18 protein-coding genes are annotated in these 18,866 nt (G+C 70.1%); 8 read left to right on the forward strand and 10 right to left on the reverse strand.

Annotation, left to right across the window (positions count from 1 at the left end; all coding sequences use genetic code 11):
* Window positions 1-88 precede the first annotated feature (88 nt).
* Both AC4D16_RS06260 and AC4D16_RS06265 read left to right on the forward strand, forming a co-directional pair.
* Window positions 89-535: a DUF7793 family protein gene (locus tag AC4D16_RS06260; RefSeq protein WP_490954315.1), complete on the forward strand. Its 447-nt coding sequence runs from the start codon at window positions 89-91 to the stop codon at window positions 533-535.
* Window positions 536-549: 14 nt separating this feature from the next.
* Complete coding sequence (locus AC4D16_RS06265; protein WP_490954316.1) at window positions 550-1,026, forward strand: NUDIX domain-containing protein; 477 nt, start codon at window positions 550-552, stop codon at window positions 1,024-1,026.
* 30 nt (window positions 1,027-1,056) lie between these two features.
* On the opposite strand, the gene AC4D16_RS06270 is transcribed toward AC4D16_RS06265, so the two are convergent.
* Window positions 1,057-3,627 (reverse strand): MMPL family transporter, encoded by a 2,571-nt coding sequence (locus tag AC4D16_RS06270; protein ID WP_490954317.1) that lies wholly within the window; start codon window positions 3,625-3,627, stop codon window positions 1,057-1,059.
* A gap of 84 nt (window positions 3,628-3,711) precedes the next feature.
* Window positions 3,712-4,392: a TetR/AcrR family transcriptional regulator gene (locus AC4D16_RS06275; RefSeq protein ID WP_490954318.1), complete on the reverse strand. Its 681-nt coding sequence runs from the start codon at window positions 4,390-4,392 to the stop codon at window positions 3,712-3,714.
* 118 nt (window positions 4,393-4,510) lie between these two features.
* Between AC4D16_RS06275 and AC4D16_RS06280 the strand changes: the two genes are divergently transcribed.
* The 3 genes from AC4D16_RS06280 (at window position 4,511) to AC4D16_RS06290 (ending at window position 6,774) form a co-directional block, all read left to right on the forward strand.
* Window positions 4,511-5,485 carry an aldo/keto reductase gene (locus tag AC4D16_RS06280; RefSeq protein WP_490954319.1) on the forward strand — a complete coding sequence of 325 codons (975 nt, stop codon included), beginning with the start codon at window positions 4,511-4,513 and terminating at the stop codon, window positions 5,483-5,485.
* A gap of 63 nt (window positions 5,486-5,548) precedes the next feature.
* Window positions 5,549-6,463: a cation diffusion facilitator family transporter gene (locus AC4D16_RS06285; protein ID WP_490948238.1), complete on the forward strand. Its 915-nt coding sequence runs from the start codon at window positions 5,549-5,551 to the stop codon at window positions 6,461-6,463.
* Window positions 6,463-6,774, forward strand: coding sequence for an ArsR/SmtB family transcription factor (locus AC4D16_RS06290; protein ID WP_490948237.1), 312 nt, complete (start codon window positions 6,463-6,465; stop codon window positions 6,772-6,774). The genes AC4D16_RS06285 and AC4D16_RS06290 overlap by 1 nt, the downstream gene beginning before the upstream one ends.
* A 97-nt stretch (window positions 6,775-6,871) precedes the next feature.
* Here the strand turns inward: AC4D16_RS06290 and AC4D16_RS06295 are convergent, their stop codons facing one another.
* The 5 genes from AC4D16_RS06295 to AC4D16_RS06315 all read right to left on the reverse strand — a co-directional run bounded on the left by AC4D16_RS06295 (window position 6,872) and on the right by AC4D16_RS06315 (window position 13,542).
* Window positions 6,872-7,300: a DUF779 domain-containing protein gene (locus tag AC4D16_RS06295; protein ID WP_490954320.1), complete on the reverse strand. Its 429-nt coding sequence runs from the start codon at window positions 7,298-7,300 to the stop codon at window positions 6,872-6,874.
* 8 nt (window positions 7,301-7,308) lie between these two features.
* Complete coding sequence (gene exaC, locus AC4D16_RS06300) at window positions 7,309-8,832, reverse strand: acetaldehyde dehydrogenase ExaC (RefSeq protein WP_490954321.1); 1,524 nt, start codon at window positions 8,830-8,832, stop codon at window positions 7,309-7,311.
* Window positions 8,833-8,992: 160 nt separating this feature from the next.
* Window positions 8,993-10,582: a M23 family metallopeptidase gene (locus AC4D16_RS06305; protein WP_490954322.1), complete on the reverse strand. Its 1,590-nt coding sequence runs from the start codon at window positions 10,580-10,582 to the stop codon at window positions 8,993-8,995.
* A 118-nt stretch (window positions 10,583-10,700) separates the two neighbouring features.
* Complete coding sequence (locus AC4D16_RS06310; RefSeq protein WP_490954323.1) at window positions 10,701-12,059, reverse strand: GAF domain-containing protein; 1,359 nt, start codon at window positions 12,057-12,059, stop codon at window positions 10,701-10,703.
* 61 nt (window positions 12,060-12,120) lie between these two features.
* On the reverse strand, window positions 12,121-13,542 hold the full coding sequence (locus AC4D16_RS06315; protein WP_490954324.1) for an FAD-dependent oxidoreductase: 1,422 nt from the start codon (window positions 13,540-13,542) through the stop codon (window positions 12,121-12,123).
* 233 nt (window positions 13,543-13,775) lie between these two features.
* Here AC4D16_RS06315 and rarD point away from each other — a divergent pair, with 233 nt between their 5' ends.
* From rarD to AC4D16_RS06330, 3 genes are all read left to right on the forward strand, one after another.
* Window positions 13,776-14,738 carry an EamA family transporter RarD gene (rarD, locus tag AC4D16_RS06320; protein WP_490948231.1) on the forward strand — a complete coding sequence of 321 codons (963 nt, stop codon included), beginning with the start codon at window positions 13,776-13,778 and terminating at the stop codon, window positions 14,736-14,738.
* A 95-nt stretch (window positions 14,739-14,833) separates the two neighbouring features.
* Window positions 14,834-15,151, forward strand: coding sequence for a hypothetical protein (locus AC4D16_RS06325; RefSeq protein ID WP_490954325.1), 318 nt, complete (start codon window positions 14,834-14,836; stop codon window positions 15,149-15,151).
* A gap of 77 nt (window positions 15,152-15,228) precedes the next feature.
* Complete coding sequence (locus AC4D16_RS06330; RefSeq protein ID WP_490954326.1) at window positions 15,229-15,465, forward strand: hypothetical protein; 237 nt, start codon at window positions 15,229-15,231, stop codon at window positions 15,463-15,465.
* A 24-nt stretch (window positions 15,466-15,489) separates the two neighbouring features.
* Here AC4D16_RS06330 and AC4D16_RS06335 read toward each other — a convergent pair whose 3' ends face one another.
* From AC4D16_RS06335 to AC4D16_RS06345, 3 genes are all read right to left on the reverse strand, one after another.
* Window positions 15,490-16,332 (reverse strand): universal stress protein, encoded by an 843-nt coding sequence (locus AC4D16_RS06335; protein ID WP_490948228.1) that lies wholly within the window; start codon window positions 16,330-16,332, stop codon window positions 15,490-15,492.
* A 116-nt stretch (window positions 16,333-16,448) separates the two neighbouring features.
* On the reverse strand, window positions 16,449-17,984 hold the full coding sequence (locus AC4D16_RS06340) for an APC family permease (protein WP_490954327.1): 1,536 nt from the start codon (window positions 17,982-17,984) through the stop codon (window positions 16,449-16,451).
* Window positions 17,981-18,865: a universal stress protein gene (locus AC4D16_RS06345; protein ID WP_490948226.1), complete on the reverse strand. Its 885-nt coding sequence runs from the start codon at window positions 18,863-18,865 to the stop codon at window positions 17,981-17,983. The genes AC4D16_RS06340 and AC4D16_RS06345 overlap by 4 nt, the downstream gene beginning before the upstream one ends.
* Window position 18,866: the final 1 nt, after the last annotated feature.

Here is an 18,866-nt window from a genome sequence, read left to right on the forward strand (position 1 = left end):
CTTACCGGTTGCGAGCTCATGCCTTCGATGGGAGGCCCGCCGTGGGCCTGTCAGGTGCTGTCACTACACTTCGTGCAAGGGGACGGGGATGGTGATGGATACACCGGAGCGGCGCTTCACGATCGAGTGCGAGGACGGTACCCTCGTGCGTGTCCGCTGGTCGCCCTCGCTGGTCCTCCGCAGCTCGGACGGCCGCTCGCTCACGGAGGCCCTCGACCACGCACTTCCCGGTCGCCGCGCGCACCTGCTGATGTTCCTGAACGGTATGGCCTTGCTGAGTCAGGGCGCGCTGGCGTACTTCGCCCAGCGGGCGTCGCTGTCCGCCGTCGCCCTCCTGGGGCCGTCCGTGCTGGACCCGGCGCTGACCGAGTTGTACCTCGAGGTCTACGAGCCGCCGTTCCCGGTCGCCTACTTCGACGCCGAGACCGCCGCCCGCTCGTGGCTCACACAGCAGCCCTTGATCGGCCCGCCGCTCGACCCGCCGTTCCCGTCCCCGCGCGACCCGCAGTCCCCGCCGTCGGAGTCTCCAGGCTGACCTAGATTGGGGAGATGGACTCCGCACACGACGACGGCCGCCCGACACCGCGCATCAGGGTGGGTGTGTACCTGGTCCGCGGTGCGGGCGAGAACACCCAGGTGCTGGTCTTCGACCAGGTGGACCATCCGGAGGCCGGCACGCAGGTGCCCGGCGGCGGCGTGGACCCCGGGGAGTCCCTCGACGCCGCCGCCCGCCGCGAGGTGCTCGAGGAGACGGGCCTCGTGATCGACGGCCCGCTGCGCGCACTCGCGGCCGGCCACATGCTCATCGACTTCGCACCCGGTGAGCAGGTCAGCGTGTTCTTCGAGGCACGCACGGACGAGTCCCGGAACGGGTGGGACCACGTGGTCACGGGCGCGTCCGGGACGCCCGGGCCGGGTGACGACGTCGGGCTCCTGTTCCGCTGCTCCTTCGTGCCGCTCTCCCGGGCGATCGCGGCGGCGGACTCCTACCACTTCAGGTACACGCCCCTGATCGCCCGGGGCTGACCTGCAGGCGTAGTTTCGCCTCACCGGGGACTAGCGGGCTGCGAGCTCCCGTTCCTCCGCGACGGTGCGCCCGGCGGGTTCCTCCCGCTCCAGACGCGCACCCTCGACGTCGACGTCGGGCAGGGTCCTCTCCAGCCACCCGGGGATCCACCATGCATGCTTGCCCAGCAGGTACATGGCCGCGGGCACGAGGGTCATGCGCACCACGAAGGCGTCGAGCAGCACGCCGAACGCGAGCCCGAAACCGATGGGCCGCACCATGGCGAGGTGGGAGAAGACGAAGCCCGCGAAGACCGAGACCATGATGATGGCCGCGGCGGTCACCACGCGGGCGCCGTGGCTGAAGCCGATGCGCACGGCAGCCTTCGGGTCATCGCCGTGCACGTAGGCCTCACGCATGCCGGACACCAGGAACATCTGGTAGTCCATCGCGAGCCCGAAGAGCACCCCGATGAGGATGATCGGCAGGAAGCTCAGGATGGGCCCCGGGTTCGTCACACCGAAGATGTCACCGAGCCAGCCCCACTGGTAGATGGCCACGGTGGCCCCGAAGCTCGCGAGTAGTGAGAGCAGGAAGCCGGCGGTCGCGATGATGGGCACGAGGATGGAGCGGAAGACGAGCAGCAGCAGGATCAGCGAGAGCCCCACGACGATCCCGAGGTAGAGCGGCAGGGCCTCCATCAGCTTCGCCGAGACGTCGATGTTCGCGGCCGTCTGCCCGGTCACCGCGATGGGGACACCGGTCTGCTGCTCGATCTCGTCCGTGGCCTGGCGGAGGTCCCGGACCAGGTTCTCGGTCGTCTCGCTCGCCGGACCCTCCTCGGGGATCACCTGGAAGATGGCCGTGCGGCCGTTCTCACTGACTGCGGCGGGAACGGCCGCGGCGACGTCCGGTACCTCGCGGAGGAGGTCGTTGACGTCGAGCTGCAGGGCGGTGCGGGCGGCCTCGTCGCCCGTCTCCGGCAAGGAGGCGACGACGATCAGCGGACCGTTGGTTCCCTCCCCGAACTTCTCGCCGATGGTGCTGTAGGCCTGGAAGGCCGTGGAATCGGCCGGCTCCGTGCCGCCGTCGGGCAGCCCGACGCGCAGCTGCGCGGCGGGGACGGCGATCACGCCGAGCACGAGGACGCCGGCCAGCACCGTGAGCACGGGGAGTCGGGTGACGAACCCGCCCCACCCGGCACCCTTGGCTGCGCGGGCATCGGCGACGGAGGTCGCGGACGCACCGCCCACCGGCACCTCGGCGGAGTGCTTGCTCCCCGTGGCCCTGGCCCAGCGCCGCTTGGAGATGACGCGCCGGCCCATGACGGCGAGCAGCGCGGGGGTGAGGGTGAGCGCCACGATCACCGAGACGGCCACCGTACCGGCGGCCGAGAGGCCCATGACGGTGAGGAACGGCAGCCCGGGTACGGCGAGGGCCGCGAGCGCCACGACCACGGTGATACCGGCGAAGAGCACGGCGTTACCCGCCGTGCCGGTGGCCCGGGCGATCGACTCGCGCGTCTCCATGCCGCGGAGCATCTGCGTGCGGTGGCGGTTGACGATGAAGAGGGAGTAGTCGATCCCGACGGCGAGCCCGAGCATCAGGGCGAGCACCGGGGAGATGCTGTTCATCTCGATCACGCCGGAGAGCGCGAACGTGAGGCCCACGCCCACACCCACGCCGATGACCGCCATGAGCAGCGGCAGGCCCGCCGCGATCAGCGTGCCGAGCATCAGGATCAGCACGACGGCGGCAACGGCGAGGCCCACGGCCTCGGTGGCACCGACGATCCCGGAGACGTCCTCGACGATCTCCTTGCTGTAGTCCACGCCGACGCCCGCGGACTCCGCCTGCGCGGCCGCTTCCTGCACCGACTCCCGCAGCTCGGGTGACACGCCGTTGATCTGCTGCTCGAACTGCACGCTCGCAACGGCGGCCGTGCCGTCGTCGGACACCAGCTTCACGCCGGAGGAGGCGTCCAGCTGGCGCTGCGCCAGGTCGAGTTCCGTGCGCCCGGACTCGAGCTGCGCGCGTCCGTCCTCGAGCGTGGTCCTGGTGGCGTCCAGCTGCGCCTGCCCCTGGGCGAGCTGCTGCTCCGTCGCCGTCGCCTGCTCGGGTGGGAGCTGCGCGCGTGCCTGCTCGAACTGGCGGCGCTGTGCGTCGAGGTCCGTCTGTCCCTGGGCGAGCTGCTGCTCACCGGCGGTCAGCTCCGCCTCGCTCGCGTCGAGCTCGGCACGCCCCGCGACGAGCTCCTGCTCGCCGCCCGCCACCTGGTCCGCGACGGCGAACGGATCCACGACGCCGCGGACCCCGTCGAGGTCCGCGACCTCGGTCAGGGCGGACTGCACGGCGGCGCGCTGCTCCGGCGTGAATCCACCGTCGTCCTCCGCCGTGAACACGACGGTGCCCGTGCCTCCCACGGCGTCGGGCAGTTCCTCACGCAGCCGATCCGAGATGCGCTGCGATTCCGTGCCGGGGATCGTGAAGTTGTTGGTGAGGGTGCCCGAGAACGCGACGGCGGCACCGCCGACCGCCAGCATGATCGCCAGCCACGCGGAGATCACCCACCACCGTCGGCGATACGCGAACGAGCCGAGCCGATAGAGCAGGAAAGCCATGGGGGGTCCTAGCGCACGAAGGGAATGGGGCAGGTGGTGGGTCGGTGGTGGGAGCCTCGACGAGCGGTGTGGGCCGGTCGCCGGTCAGGCAGGGCGGTCGGGTCTCACGGGTCCGGCCGTGGGATCGGCGAAGCCGTCCCGCAGCATGGTGAGGGTCCCGAGGATGCGGTCCTCCAGGTCGGCGCCCGAGGCGTCGTCGGACGTGCTGGTGCCGGGCGCACCGGCGAAGGCGGTCGTCGAGGACGCCCAGTCGCGCATCGCAGCCTTGGTGCAGGCGAGCACACTCGCCACCAGTGCGCTCAGGTAGAGCTCCGAGGCCGAAGGGCCGAGGCGCAGGCGGAGTACCTCGACGATCCTCGCCTCCGCGCGCTCCCAGGCATGGAGCTGCGCACGCAGCAGATCGGGGTTCAGCTCGGCCATCCGGAACAGCTCACCGTGCTGGCCGAGCCCTTCCATGCGCGTGGTCTCCGCGAAGGAACGGATGATCGAGTCGAACAGGGGCTCATCGGTGACCTGGTCGAACACCGTGATGGCCGTGTCCATGAAACCGTCCATGCGTACCGTGAGGGCATCCTCGGCGCTGTGGAAGTAGTTGAAGAAGGTGCGGCGGGAGACGCCGGCCCGCTCCGCGATCTGGTCCACGGTGAAACTCCCTGGACCCACCGACCGCGCGAGGTCGAACGCCGCGTCGGCAATGGCTCGTCGCGTGTCGATCTTGTTCTGCTCACGCCGTCCGGGCGGTTCGGCGGTTTCGGTTGTCTGCACCGCTCAAGCGTACCGATCATTTTGCACGGTGTGCAACAAGAGCTCTTCGCCCAGCCATCGCCGAGGATGCGGTCGTAGTCTGGCACCGGTTCCGTTCCCGATCGAGAGGCGCACCCCCATGAAGACCCTGACCCTCGGCTCCGGCCTCGACGTCTCCCAGCTCGGCCTCGGCTGCATGGGCATGTCCGCGTTCTACACCGGCTCCGGCACGGACGACGCCGGAGCCCTCCGGACCCTGCAGCGCGCCGTGGACCTCGGGGTGACCTTCTTCGACACAGCCGAGATGTACGGCCCTTACACGAACGAACAGCTGCTGGGCCGCGCCTTCGCGGGCCGACGCGACGACGTCGTGATCGCCACGAAGTTCGGCACCATCTCACACATCGCGGGCGGCACCCCCGGACTCGACGGCAGCCCGGAGAACGTCCGCCTCGCCGTCGACGGCTCCCTGAAGCGCCTCGGCACCGACCACATCGATCTCTACTACCAGCACCGCATGGACCCCACCGTCCCGGTCGAGGACACCATGGGCGCACTCGCGGGCCTGGTCGAGGAGGGGAAGATCCGTCACATCGGCCTGTCCGAGGCGGCGCCCGCGACCATCCGGCGGGCGCACGCGGTGCATCCGGTCACCGCCCTGCAGACCGAGTACTCGCTGTGGAGCCGCGAACCCGAGGCGGAGATCCTGCCGCTCGTGCGCGAACTCGGCATCGGCTTCGTGCCCTACTCCCCGCTCGGCCGCGGCTTCCTCACGGGCACCATCCGCTCGGTGGAGCAGCTGGACGCGTCGGATTTCAGGCGCACCAATCCCCGCTTCGCCGGGGAGAACCTCCAGGCCAACATCCGGATCGTCGAGGCGGTGGACCACGTAGCGCGGCAGCTCGGCGCCACCCCCGGGCAGGTGGCGCTCGCGTGGCTCCTCGCGCAGGGCGAGGACATCGCACCGATCCCCGGGACCAAGCAGGTGGCGTACCTGGAGGAGAACGTCGCCGCGGCCGACCTCGCCCTCTCCGCCGGGCAACTCGCCTCGCTCACCGCCCTCCAGGCCCCGGTCGGGGACCGCTACGAGGACATGTCCACGATCGACCGCTGACCGGAGGCGATGAGCCGACAGAAGCCGCTCCCGTCGGTTCATGCTCCGCTGTACTATCGGGTCATGGGTCAGCATCACCACCACGGTTCGACGACGGCGCCGCGCGCGCCCCTGGCGGGTGCCCTCGCCATCACGCTCGGCGTCTTCGCGCTGCAGCTCGTCGGAGCCGTGTGGACCGGGAGCCTCGCGCTGCTCTTCGACTCGGTGCACGTCCTCACCGACGCCGCGGGGCTCGCCATGGCCCTCGGCGCGGCGACCCTCGCCGTCCGGCCGGCCACCGCCCGGCGCTCCTGGGGTTTCCGCCGGGCGGAGGTCATCGCCGCGCTCCTGCAGGCCGCGTTCCTGCTGGCGGTCGGCGCGTACGTGCTCGTCGAGGGAGTGCGGCGTCTCATCACGCCGGAGGTCGTCGCGGCGCCCGAGATGATCGTCTTCGGCGTGATCGGCCTGGCCGGCAACCTCGCGGCGCTCGGGCTCCTCGCCCGGCACCGGACCGCCACCTTCAATCTCCGCGCCGCCTTCCTCGAGGTGCTGAACGACGCCCTCGGGTCCGTGGCCGTGATCGTCGCCGCCGTCGTCATCACGCTGACGGGCTGGATGCGCGCCGACGCCGTGGTGGCACTGCTCATCGGGGCGCTGATCATCCCCCGCACCCTGAAGCTCCTCCGCGAGACCATCGACGTGCTGCTCGAGTCCACGCCCGCCGGCATCGATCTCGAGGAGGTGCGCGCGCACATCGCCCGCCTCCCGCAGGTCCGCGACGTGCACGATCTCCACATCACGCAGATCGCCACCGGCCTGCCCGTCCTCACGGCGCACATCGTGGTGGACGACGCCTGCTACCGCGACGGCTCGGCGCACGCCGTCCTCGACCAGTTGCAGGAGTGCGTGGGTCAGCACTTCGAGGTGGGGATCGACCACTGCACCTTCCAGATCGAGCCCCTGGGTCACGTGCCGCACGAGACGGAGCTGAGCCACTGATGCTGCAGACCGTGACGTCCACCTCGGTGCTGGGGCGTGTGGGCACCGCCCTCTCGGACCCCACCCGCGTACGGATCCTCGTGGCCCTGACGGAGGCTCCCGCCTACCCGAGCGAGCTGGCCGACGCCCTGGGCGTGAGCCGCCAGAGTCTCTCCAACCACCTGTCGTGCCTGCGGGGCTGCGGACTCGTGGTGTCCGTCCCGGAGGGTCGGCGCACGCGGTACGAGCTCGTGGACCCGCGGCTGGGGCACGCCCTGAACGACCTGCTGGGGATCGTCCTCGCCGTCGACCCCGGCCACCACACCCACTGAGCAGCTCCTGGGTCCCGCGCACCTGGACCCGCTGCGCGGCGCAGGCAGGAAGGGACCCGGCGATCGCCGGACCCCTTCCTGTTCACCTGTGCGCGGGTCAGCCCATGAGGCGTGAGCGGATGAGGAACCGCTTGCCCTCCGGTGCCTCGACCGAGAAGCCGCTGCCGCGTCCGAGTACCACGTCGACCGTCAGGTGCGTGTGGCTCCAGTACTCGAACTGCTCCCGGGACATCCAGAACTCGATGAGCCGCGGCTCGCCGTCGTCCTCCCCCGCGGGTGCGGCGACCCTGCCCTCCGCACCCGCCGAGACGTCCAGGACGCCGAGCAGCACGTCCGCCTCGGCCGTGATGAACTCCCCCGCCGGGTAGCACATGGGCGAGGACCCGTCGCAGCACCCGCCCGACTGGTGGAACATCAGCGGCCCGTGGATGAGCCAGAGCCTGTCCAGCAGTTCCACCGCGCTGTCCGTCAGCGCCACCCGCGAGAAGGTGTCACCCGGGATGGTCACCGAGGCTTCGACGGTCATCGCATCTCCTAGAAGAACCCGAGCTTGGATTCCGAGTAGCTGACCAGGAGGTTCTTGGTCTGCTGGTAGTGGTCGAGCATCATGGCGTGGTTCTCGCGGCCGATACCCGAGGACTTGTACCCGCCGAACGCAGCTCCTGCCGGGTAGGCGTGGTAGTTGTTCACCCACACGCGCCCCGCCTGGATCTCACGGCCTGCGCGGTAGGCCACGTTGCCGTTCCTCGACCACACACCGGCGCCGAGTCCGTACAGGGTGTCGTTCGCGATCTCCATGGCCTCGGCGTAGTCGTTGAAGCGGGTCACGGACACCACCGGCCCGAAGATCTCCTCCTGGAACACGCGCATGCTGTTGGTGCCCTCGAATACGGTCGGCTTCACGTAGTAGCCCTCGGCGAGGTCGCCTTCGAGCATGTTGCGCTCACCGCCGATCAGGATCTTCGCGCCCTCCTGCGTGCCGATGTCCATGTAGGAGAGGATCTTCTCGAGCTGATCGTTGGAGGCCTGCGCACCCACCTGCGTATCGGTGTCCAGCGGGTTGCCCTGGATCATCTTCTCCACGCGGGCGATGGCGTCGCTCATGAAGGAGTCGTAGATGGAGCCCTGCACGAGCGCGCGCGACGGGCAGGTGCAGACCTCGCCCTGGTTGAGGGCGAACAGCGCGAAGCCCTCGAGCGCCTTGTCGTAGAAGGAATCGTTGCTGTCGGCGACGTCGGAGAAGAAGATGTTGGGGCTCTTGCCACCGAGCTCGAGCGTCACCGGGATGAGGTTCTGGCTCGCGTACTGGCTGATCAACCGGCCCGTGGTCGTCTCGCCGGTGAAGGCGATCTTACGGATGCGCTTGCTCGAGGCCAGCGGCTTGCCGGCCTCGACACCGAACCCGTTCACCACGTTCACCACGCCCGCGGGCAGGATGTCGCCGATCAGCTCCATCAGGACCAGGATCGACGTCGGGGTCTGCTCGGCGGGCTTCAGCACCACGGCGTTACCCGCAGCGATGGCGGGCGCGAGCTTCCAGGTGGCCATGAGGATGGGGAAGTTCCACGGGATGATCTGCCCCACGACGCCGAGCGGCTCGTGGTAGTGGTAGGCCGTCATGTCCTCGTCGAGCTGGGACAGGTGCCCCTCCTGGGCGCGGATGGCGCTGGCGAAGTAGCGGAAGTGGTCGATGGCGAGCGGCATGTCCGCGGCGAGGGTCTCACGGACGGGCTTGCCGTTGTCCCAGGTCTCGGCGACCGCGAGCAGCTCGAGGTTCTCCTCCATGCGGTCCGCGATCCGGTTGAGCACGGATGCGCGCTCCGCCACGGAGGTCTTGCCCCACGCGGGAGCGGCCTTGTGTGCGGCGTCGAGGGCGAGCTCGATGTCCTCGGCCGTGCCGCGTGCCACCTCGCAGAAGGCCTTGCCCGTCACCGGTGAGATGTTCTCGAAGTACTGGCCCTTGATCGGTGGCGCCCACTCACCGCCGATCCAATTCTCGTACCTCGGCTTGAAACTGACCTTCGAACCGTCCTGGCCTGGCTGGGCGTAAACAGTCATTGTCCAACTCCTCGAATCCGCTGCGTACAGGACGTCGTCGTCCGTGTGCACAGCCTAGGAGGAAGGAAGTTGCACCGACGTTGCATCGTCACCGCTGCGCATCCCTCGCGGGGCGGGGTACGCGGCACGTAGGGCAAGCCGACGCCGGCCGGACACGGGATCAGGAGGGCGAGGACGTGCTCTCGGCCGATGGGACAGCAGACGGCGACGGCGTCCCGGTTGCCGGGATGCCAGGTGCCGGACTAGCAGGTGCCGGAGTGCCAGGTGCCGGAGTACCAGGTGCCGGGGTGGCGGGATCCGTCGGGTCCTCGGGATCGCCGCACGGTGGTGTCACGGGATCCGCCTCCTCGCCCGGCGCAGGCTCACCCTCGACGGGCGCCGGCGACGCAGGAGGAGCCTCAGGCCCCGGTGTCGGCGGAGGAGTCATCCCCGGCGTCGGCGCAGGAGCCGGCTCAGGTGTTGGCGACGCGGCCTGCAGGTCGGTCGGACCAGGGGTCGCCGGCGCGGCGGCACCCGGCTGCGCAGGTGCTTCCTCGCCGGGCACCTCTGGCGTCTGGTCGTCGTCGGTGTCGCACGAGGGATCCGGGTCGCTCGTGCCGGGCGGCGGAGGCGTCGGCGGTGCCGGAGGCGTCGGCGGTGCCGGAGGCGCGTGCGGTTCGAGAGGCGCAGGAGGTGCGGGCGGTCCGGGAGGCGTCGGCGGCCCCGGAGTCGCGGGAGGTCCCGGAGGCGCAGGCGTCGTGTCGGAGCCCTCGCCGTTCGGCGGAGTGATGCTGCCGCCGTCGGGACGGCTGTTGCCGCCCAGCGACGTCCCACCGTCCGCGAGCCCGTCGTTCTGGGCCCTACCGTCGGCGACGAGCGGTGACTCCTGCCGTCCCGCTCCGACGGCCAGTGCGTCGGAGACCGGAGGCTGCTGATCAGACCGCGTGGACGACTGCGCCCAGGCCGGGATGTCCGAGACATCGGCCTTCCCCGGCGTGTAGTCCTCGAGCGCACCCTTGCGCTCGCCGTGCGTGGTCGTCTCGAGCGTCCAGCGCGCGGGGTCGACGTGTTCGCCGTCGAGGATCGTCTCGAAATGCAGGTGGCAGCCCGTCGAGGAGCCTGTGGTGCCGAGCGTGGCGATGGGTTCGCCGCCGTCCACGGTGTCCCCCACGGAGACCGAGATGGCTTCGAGGTGGTTGTAACTGGTGATCAGACCGTTTCCGTGATCCACCTCGACCCTGTTGCCACCGCCCCACTGGTGCCAGCCGACGGCCCGGACCGTGCCGGCGTCCGCCGCGTACACCGGCGTCCCGCACGGAGCCGCGAAGTCCTGGCCCGTGTGGAACTCGCCCGCCTGACCGGTGATGGGGCTGGTGCGGAAGCCGAATGGCGAGGTGGGCACCAGGACGTCGAGGGGTGCGAAGAGTGCGCCCTCGGCGGGGCGGTTCGCCGGGACCGAGGTGGTGGAGATGTTGCTGGACCCTGCACCGGAACCCGCGCCGGCTGCGGCGTCCGTGATCCCGAGAGGCACGAGGAGGAAGGAGCCCACGGTTCCGGTGGGGATGAGGGCGTCGTCGACCAGGCCTGACAGCGTCACGGTCGGGGTGCGGTCGGGACCGACGGCGGATGCCGACTCCCAGGACTGCGGCACCACACCCTGGAAACCGACGAAGCAGACCACCATGGCGAGCGTCGCGTTCATCTTCGTGCGCGAGGCGCGGTTCCTCGCGGGCACCGTCGGTGTTACCTGGTGCTGTCCAACCTGCGTCACGAAATCCCCTTGTAGACCTGCTGTGTATGGCGGCCGCTGCACGCGGGATATGAGCCCACGTGACCATCTCAGCCACCATGGTCAACGGTAGTCTGCCGCCCGGCACCGCGAGACGGTTTTATTGCAATTCAGCAACAAAGTTTCGGGAAACATGAGGTGACGCAGAGGCAGCGAGCTCCGCCTCCACCTGCTCCAGGTGCGCGACGACGACGGCGCGCTTCGGTGACCGGGCCGGCAGCACCCGCAGCGCGAGGTGCCAGGCCTCGACGTCGTCCGCCGCTTCCGGTAGGGCGACGTAGTCGGACACCGTCTCCGGTGAGCCGTCGTTGAGGACGGCGTCGCGCAGGAGGGTGGACACCTCGCGGCGGAGGCGACCGATGGCCGGTGCCTGCGAGCGCGGCAGGACCGGCCCCCTGTAGATGCCCAGGGCCATGCGGTGCGCGCCACGGTGGAGGTAGTTGAGCACCTGCAGGGCGTCGACCACGAGGTCGGAGCGCAGCCGGTACGGGCGCGATTCGGGCACCACGGCATCGCCGTGCGCGGCGAGGACCCTGCGGAGCCGCAGCATCTCGGCCCTCGCCGTCGAGACGGAGGCACCCTCGGGGTAGGCCATGACGGTGAGCTCGTCCGCCGAGAGCCCTTCGGGATGCAGCGCCAGCAGCACGAGCAGCTCGGCGTGGCGGAGGCTCAGCTCGAGCGAGGCCACACCGGCGTGCAGGATCCCGTGATCCGTGCCGAGAACCTGCAGGCTGTCCCGGTAGAGCGCCGCCCGTGGCACCGACGCGCGCCTGGTCTTCGGCGTCGCCAGCCTGCGTTGCAAGCGGTGGATGCTCAGGTGTGCCTGCGCTGCCGCCACCGCCGCTTCCACGAGCGCCAGCGTGTGGGGGGCGACGGCCTCGCCGGCACCGGTGATGTCGATGACGCCGAGCACGGTGCCCGAGTCGGGATCGTGCAGCGGCACGGCGGTGCAGCTCCAGGGCCGGACATCCGGATTGAAGTGCTCCGCCCCTGCGATCTGCACGCTCCGCCCGAGGGCGAGGGCCGTTCCCGGGGCGCTCGTACCGACGGTCGCCTCGGACCAGTCGGTACCCGCCATGAACAGCATGCCCTCGGCACGGCGTCGCAGCTCACGGTCACCATCGACCCAGAGCAGACGCCCGTTCTCGTCGCCCACGGCCACGAGCATCCCCGCCTCGAGGCTCGGCTGGACGAGCAGGCGGTCGATGACGGGCATGACGGCGGCGAGCGGGTGGCCACGGCGGTAGGCCTCGAGCTCCTCCTCGGAGCAGAAGAGGGCGGCCTGCGCGGTGCCCGGCCGCGGGTGGAAGGTCAGCGACCTCATCCACGATTCCCGGACCACCCCGCGCAGCTTCCCCGCGACGTCGGCGCCGTGCTCGAGGGCCTCGTGTGCGGCGAGCGCCCCGCGTTGCAGCGCGTCGGACGAGAGATCCGCGACGGCGGCTCGGGACGGCGACATCGGCACTCCGCTTCATGACCTGTCCCACGATCGACGTGGGACAGGTCACAGCATAGCGGCGCTACTCCCCGCGGGAAATGGCGACCATGTCCTCGCGGGGAACGAGCTTCACGCGCTCCCGGATCACCTCGGCGTTGCCCGAGGTGTTCACGAAGTTGGCGCCGAGCTTCGCCTCGTGCGCGTCCAGCTTCAGCCAGCCGTCCCAGGTGGTGTAGCGGACGCCGCGCTCCTCGAGGAGGTCGATGATCGCGTCCTCGGAGGGGTTCTCGGCCGGCGGGAGGTTGAGCCTGTCCTCGAGGAGATAGCCGATGGTCTCCAGGGCGTCACCCTTCGTGTGCCCGATGAGGCCCACCGGACCGCGCTTGATCCAGCCGGTCGCGTAGATGCCGGGCACGTGGTTGCCCTCCTCGTCGATCACGCGGCCGCCCTCGTTGGGGATGACCCCGCGCTTCTCGTCGAAGCCGACCTCGGGCAGTTCGGACCCGAAGTAGCCGATGGCACGGTAGACGGCCTGCACCGGGTAGTCGATCATCTCGCCCGTGCCGCGCACGGATCCGTCACCCGTGAGCTCGGTGCGCTCGAACCTCATCCCGGCCACCTTGCCCGGCGTCTCCGGTGAGTCGTGGATCGCCACGGGAGAGTGCAGGAAGTGGAGGTGCAGCCGGCGGGAGGCGCCCGTGGGCTCGTCCTCGACCAGCCAGTTGGTGAGCGTCTTCACCATCGTCTTGGTCTGGTTGTTGGTGGCGATCTGCTCCTCGGACCCGGCATCGAAGTCGAAGTCCTCCGGGTAGAGGACGATGTCCACGTCGCGCGAGTGCGAGAGTTCGCGGAGCTCGAGGGGCGTGAACTTCACCTGCGCCGGTCCGCGGCGACCGAACACGTGCACGTCCGTCACGGGCGAGGCCTTCAGCCCCTGGTACACGTTGTCGGGGATCTCCGTGGACAGCAGGTCGTCCGCGTGCTTGGAGAGGATCCGCGCGACGTCGAGGGCCACGTTGCCGTTGCCGATCACCGCGATCTCCTTGGCCTCGAGCGGCCAGTCCCGGCTGACGTCGGGGTGGCCGTCGTACCAGGACACGAAGTCGGCGCCGCCGAAGGAACCCTCGAGCTCGACGCCGGGGACGCTGAGATCGGCGTCCTTGATGGCACCCGTCGCGAAGATCACGGCGTCGTAGAAGCGGCGGAAGTCGGAGAGGGTGAGGTCCCGGCCGTAGTTGATGTTGCCGAGGAACCGGATGTCACCGCGGTCCAGGACCTTGTGCAGGGCGTTGACGATGCCCTTGATGCGCGGGTGGTCAGGTGCAACCCCGTAGCGGATCAGCCCGTACGGCGCCGGGTACTGGTCGAAGAGGTCGATGCTCACGGCGAAGTCGCCGTCCTTGACCTCGTTCGACTTCGTGAGGATGTCGGCGGCGTACACGCCGGCCGGACCTGCGCCGATGATCGCGACCCGCAGCGGCCGGGCCGCAGCTGAGGTAGACACTGGATTGCCTTCTTTCGAGCGGAGATGATCCTGATCGACAGCTGTGCACGGAATAAGCGCACAGTTCCTTATTCTAAATGGCGCACGCCCCGCGGAGTTCAAGGAGTGGCGGAGGTCTCGTCCGGGGGTACACGGCGGGCGGCGGTGCCGCGCAGCGTGATCGAGGACCCGTGCAGGGTCGGGTGGCCGGGCGTCGGGGAATAAAAGCGCTGCGGCGGCCCGTTCCGCTGCTCGTGAGAACTACGGGTGTGCAGTCCGGCCGTCAGCCGAGGAGCGAGAACTCCGTCGGCATCCTCTTCGGCACCGCCGCCTATGGCCTGTGGGGCCTGCTCCCGCTCTTCTTCGTGATCCTCGCGCCCGCCGGGCCCATCGAGATCGTGGCGAACCGCGTTCTCTGGTCCCTCGTCTTCTGCGCCCTCCTGCTGACGGCCATGCGGTCATGGCGCCCGGTCGTCACGGCACTGCGCACCCCGAGCATCGTGGGCACGCTCGCCGTCGCCGCCCTGCTCATCGCCGTCAACTGGTTCGTCTACACCTACGGCGTCACCTCCGGTCAGGCCATCGAGGCCTCCCTCGGCTACTTCATCAACCCGATCGTCTCGGTGCTCATCGGCGTGGTGGTGCTGCGCGAGAAGCTGCGGCCCCTCCAGTGGACCGCCATCGGCATGGGGTTGCTCGCCGTCGTGGTGCTCGCCGTCGGCTACGGGTCGGTGCCGTGGATCGCCCTGACTCTCGCGTTCTCCTTCGGCATCTACGGCTTCGTCAAGAAGAAGGTCGGCTCCCGGGTGGACGCCGTCTCGAGCCTCAGCATCGAGACGGCGGTCCTCACGCCGATCGCCGCCGCCGTGATGCTCTGGCTCGGCTCCACCGGCTCCGCGACACTGATCACCGAGGGCACCGCGCACTTCTGGATCATGGCGTCCTCCGGCATCATCACGGCCGTGCCCCTGATCTTCTTCGGAGCGGCAGCCCGCCGCCTGCCCCTGACGACCATCGGCCTGCTGCAGTACCTCGCCCCGGTGATCCAGTTCCTCCTGGCCCTGCTCGTGTTCGGCGAGGAGATGCCGTTCGAGCGGTGGATCGGCTTCGGGCTCGTCTGGCTCGGCCTGGTCCTCCTCACCATCGACATGCTGCGCACGGTGCGGCGCCAGCCGCGGATCGCGCGCGCTGCGGAGCCCGCGGTCAGCGCCGCCTGACCGGACGGCGGGCGCGCCGCGTCTCCGCATGCGGGGGACGCGACGACGGCGGGTGGTCCCTTCGGTGGATCACGGCGGGGCACCATCTTCGTGCCATGACCAGAGCACAGGCAACGGACTTCCTCGTCGCGGCTGCCGTGCACCTCGCCCGGTTCGGCGTGATCATCGGCGGCCTCGCCCTCGCTCCCCTGCTCGGGATCGGCGGCTGGTATGCGGGCCTCTTCGTGAACGGCCTCTGCTGTGTCTTCGCCGCAGCCCTGGTGACGCGGTTCCGGTTGTGGCACCGCATCGGCATCACGCGCCTGTGGGCCGGTCGCAGCGCGGCTCTCTTCCTCCTCGTGCTCCTGGCCGAGGCCCTGTCATGGCTCCTGCCGTCAGGGCTCGACGTCGCACCGCCCGGCGTCGCCCTCTAGGTCCTGACGTTGCTCCTGGTCGGGTTCAACGAGGAACTCATCAGCAGGGGCGTGGCACCTACGACATCCTGACCAACGTGCTGCTCTCCGGCGTCGTGGGGTTCGCGATGGCGGCCTTCCAGTACCGCTTCCACTGGATCCTGCCGCTGGTGCTCGTCCACGCGCTCGCCGACTTCACGGCCGTCCATGCACGGGAGCCGCACGGGGACGTTTTCGCTGCCCTGACCGGCGTGATGTTCGTGGTGCTGGGCGCCGTGATGCTCCGCGGGCGGGTGTCCTCGACGTCGCGGGTGGCCGAAAGAACGACGGCGTGACCCCGCCCGCCGCGGTCCGAAGGGTCAGCGCTCGGCGCGGACCCACTCCCTCGGCACGACCACCATCGGCACCGGGAGTTCGCGCAGCATCTTGTTCGCCGTGGCCCCGAGGAACAGCTGACGGCGCTGCGCGAGGCGGCTCGATCCCACGATCACGAGCTCACCCGGATCCCACTCGATGTTGTCGATGGCCTGCTCGATGGTGCGGCCGTGCGCCACGATGATGGACGTCTCATGACCCTCGGGCAGCTGCTCCACGGCGCGCGCGAGGACGGAGTGCGCGTGCTGGTGCGCCCGGTTGATCGCCTCACCCGAATCCGAGTGCTCATGGACGTCGAGGGCAACGAGCGAGACGAGCCGGAGCGGCAGGCCACGGCGGGCGGCGGACTCGACCGCGACGTCCAGGGCTCCCTCCGCACCGGGGCGCGTGCCGACGGCGCAGGTCATGCGGGTGAAGGCGGCGCGGTGCCGGTAGCCGCGGGGCGCGAGGGCCACGGGGAGGGGTGAGCTGTGCAGCACGGCGTTGGCGACACTGCCCACCGTGAAGCGGCGGAGGAGCCCGTTGCCCGCGGCGCCGATGACGATCAGCCCGGCATCGACGTCGTGCGCGGTCTCGAGGAGTCCCTGCGCGAAGGAGTCCGCGAGCCGCACGTGCGTGGTGACCTCGATACCGTCGGGGACGTGCGCCTTCGCGCGGTCCAGCGCCTCCTGCGCCCGGCGTCCACCGGGAGCCACGCTGCCGTCCTGGGGCCAGTCGAGCACGGTCACGAGATCGATCCCGGCCGACTGCGTGAGAGCCAGGGAGGTCGCGAGTTCCACGGCCTCCTGTCCGCGATCGTTCTCGGTGTAGCCGACGACATAGCGCACTGGGCAACCCTTTCCCTGCGGTGGCGGCCTCCCTACGAGGACCTGGTGACGAGGCCGTGGTGACGACGTGACGGCGCGGCCCCGCCCGGAGACGGGCGCGGCGGCGTCGGATCACTCTAGCGCAGGGGTTCGGGGCCTGCCGGAGCCTGTCCGCGGGCCAGGACGTCCTGCCGGAAGAACGCAGGATTGATGCGCGACCACACGAGCATGAGCACCGCTCCGAGCAGGATCACGCCGATCCCGAGGATGAACACCATGCCCACGCCGAACAGCTCGGACCCGGACCCGTACTCGGGGTCCATGGAGTCGACGGCGGTCTTCACGAACATGACCATGAGGATCACGCCGCCCAGCAGCGGCGCGAGGAAGCGGAACAGGAACCCGCGCACGCTGGAGAACGCCTGCGCCCGGAAGTACCAGACGCACGCGAGGGCCGTGATGCCGTAGTAGAAGCAGATCATGAGCCCGAGGGCCGCGATGGTGTCCCACAGGGCGTTCTCGGACGTGAGGCGCGTGAACACGTAGAATCCGCCTGCGGCGAGCGCGGCGGCCACCGTGGCGAAGCTCGGTGATTTCCGCTGCGGACTGATGCGTCCGTAGCCCTTGGGCAACGCCTGGTAGTGCCCCATGGCGAGGAGGGTGCGCGCCGGCGAGACGAACGTGGACTGCAGCGACGCCGCCGAGGAGCTGAGCACGGCCATGGACATCAGGATGGCGAAGGGGCCCATCACGGGCCCGGCGAGCGCCGCGAAGATGCTCCCCTGGTTGTCCGGGTTACCGGCGCCGAACTCGCCGTCACCGACACCCGCGAAGGCGAGGGTCGCGAGCGCGACCGTCAGGTAGATGACCACGATGACGACGACGGTGAGCGCACCGGCGCGCCCCGGCGTCGTGCGCGGGTTGGTGGTCTCCTCGTTCATGGTGAGGGCCACGTCCCAGCCCCAGTAGATGAAGATCGAGAGGGAGACCCCGGCGGCGAACGCCGAGAAGGAGCCGACCGCGAAGGGGTTGAACCAGTCGGCGCTGATGGTGGTGGCGTCGAAGGCGGAGCCGTTCGCCACGTGGATGAACGCGGCGATGGCGAACCAGGCGAGCACCACCAGCTGGAACGTGACGAGCACGTACTGCACCGTCTTCGTGGCCTCCATGCCGCGGTACGAGACGTAACAGGCGAGGGCGATGAACACGAGCGTCGTCGCGATGTTCACCGGGAGGTCCAACGTGAGGTCGGCCAGCGCCGGGTCGTCGAAGAGCTGCGAGAGGAGAAGGTAGAAGAAGTCCACCGCCACGGCTGCAAGGTTGGAGAGGACGATCACGGTGGCGGCGATCAGCCCCCAGCCGCCCATCCACCCGACCCACGGACCGAACGCCCGCGTGGCCCACGTGAAGGAGGTCCCGGAATCGGGCATGGCGGCGTTGAGTTCGCGGTAGCCGAGAGCCACCAGCAGCATGGGGATGAACCCGACGAGGAAGATGGCCGGCAGGTTCACGCCCACTTCCGCGACGGTGGGGCCGAGCGCCGCCGTGAGCGTGTAGGCGGGGGCCACGCAGGACACCCCGATCACGACGGCGCCCAGCAGGCCCACCGTCCCGGAGTCCAGGCCCTTCCGGCTGAGGCCGGTTCCCCGTTCGGTCGTCTCGTCGATGCTCATGCGCGTGCCTCCGATGATGGGCCCGGCCCGACGGCGGGTGGGGCGTAGGTGCGCGGGACCACGACCATGGGGACGGTCAGCGTGCGCAGGATCTTGGCGGCCGTGGACCCGAGGAAGATGCGCGTGTGCTGCGCCAGGCGGCTCGATCCGACGAGCAGCACCTCCCCCTCGTCCCAGGCCAGGGCGTTGATCGCTTCCTCGATGGAGGTTCCCCGCGCCGTCTCGACGCTGACGCGACCTCCGGCCGCGAGCGGTGCCGCCGCCTCGGCCAGCAGCCGGTTCGCATCCTCCTCGGCACGCTCCGGGTCCGGCAGACCGGTGTCGAGCGGTACCAGCGAGACGAGCCGGAGGGGTAGGCCCCGGCGTTCGGCGGACGCGATCGCGACGGCGATGACGTCGTCGGCCCCGGCCCGCCGGCCCACGGCGCACGTGAGGCGCGTGACCGGATCGGTGCGGCGGTAGCCCTGCGGGGCGAGGGCCACGGGCACGGGGGCCGCGTGGAGGAGCGCCCGGGCCACGTTGCCCACGCTGTAGCGGCTGGCCAGACCGCGGGTGCTGGCACCGATCACGATCAGTGACGCCTCGGTGTCCTCCGCGGCGCGGATGAGCCCCTCCGCGTTGGACTCCGCCCGGATCACCACGCCGCGGGCGGTGACGTCCTCGGGCACCAGGGCGAGGCCCTCGTCCATCCACTCCTGCATCTGCTCGGTGAGGAGGGTGTCGAAGCCCTTGTCCGGCGGGTAGGTGCCCGCGTACAGCGAGTGCTCCGGTGTCACGAGCACCAGATCGAGGGTGGCGTCCTGGCGGCGCGCGAGGGCGACGGCGAGGCTGACGGCGTCATGCCCGCGTTCGTCCGCGGTGTACCCGACGATGTAGCGCATG

It is taken from the genome of Arthrobacter sp. TJ-236 (assembly GCF_058269235.1).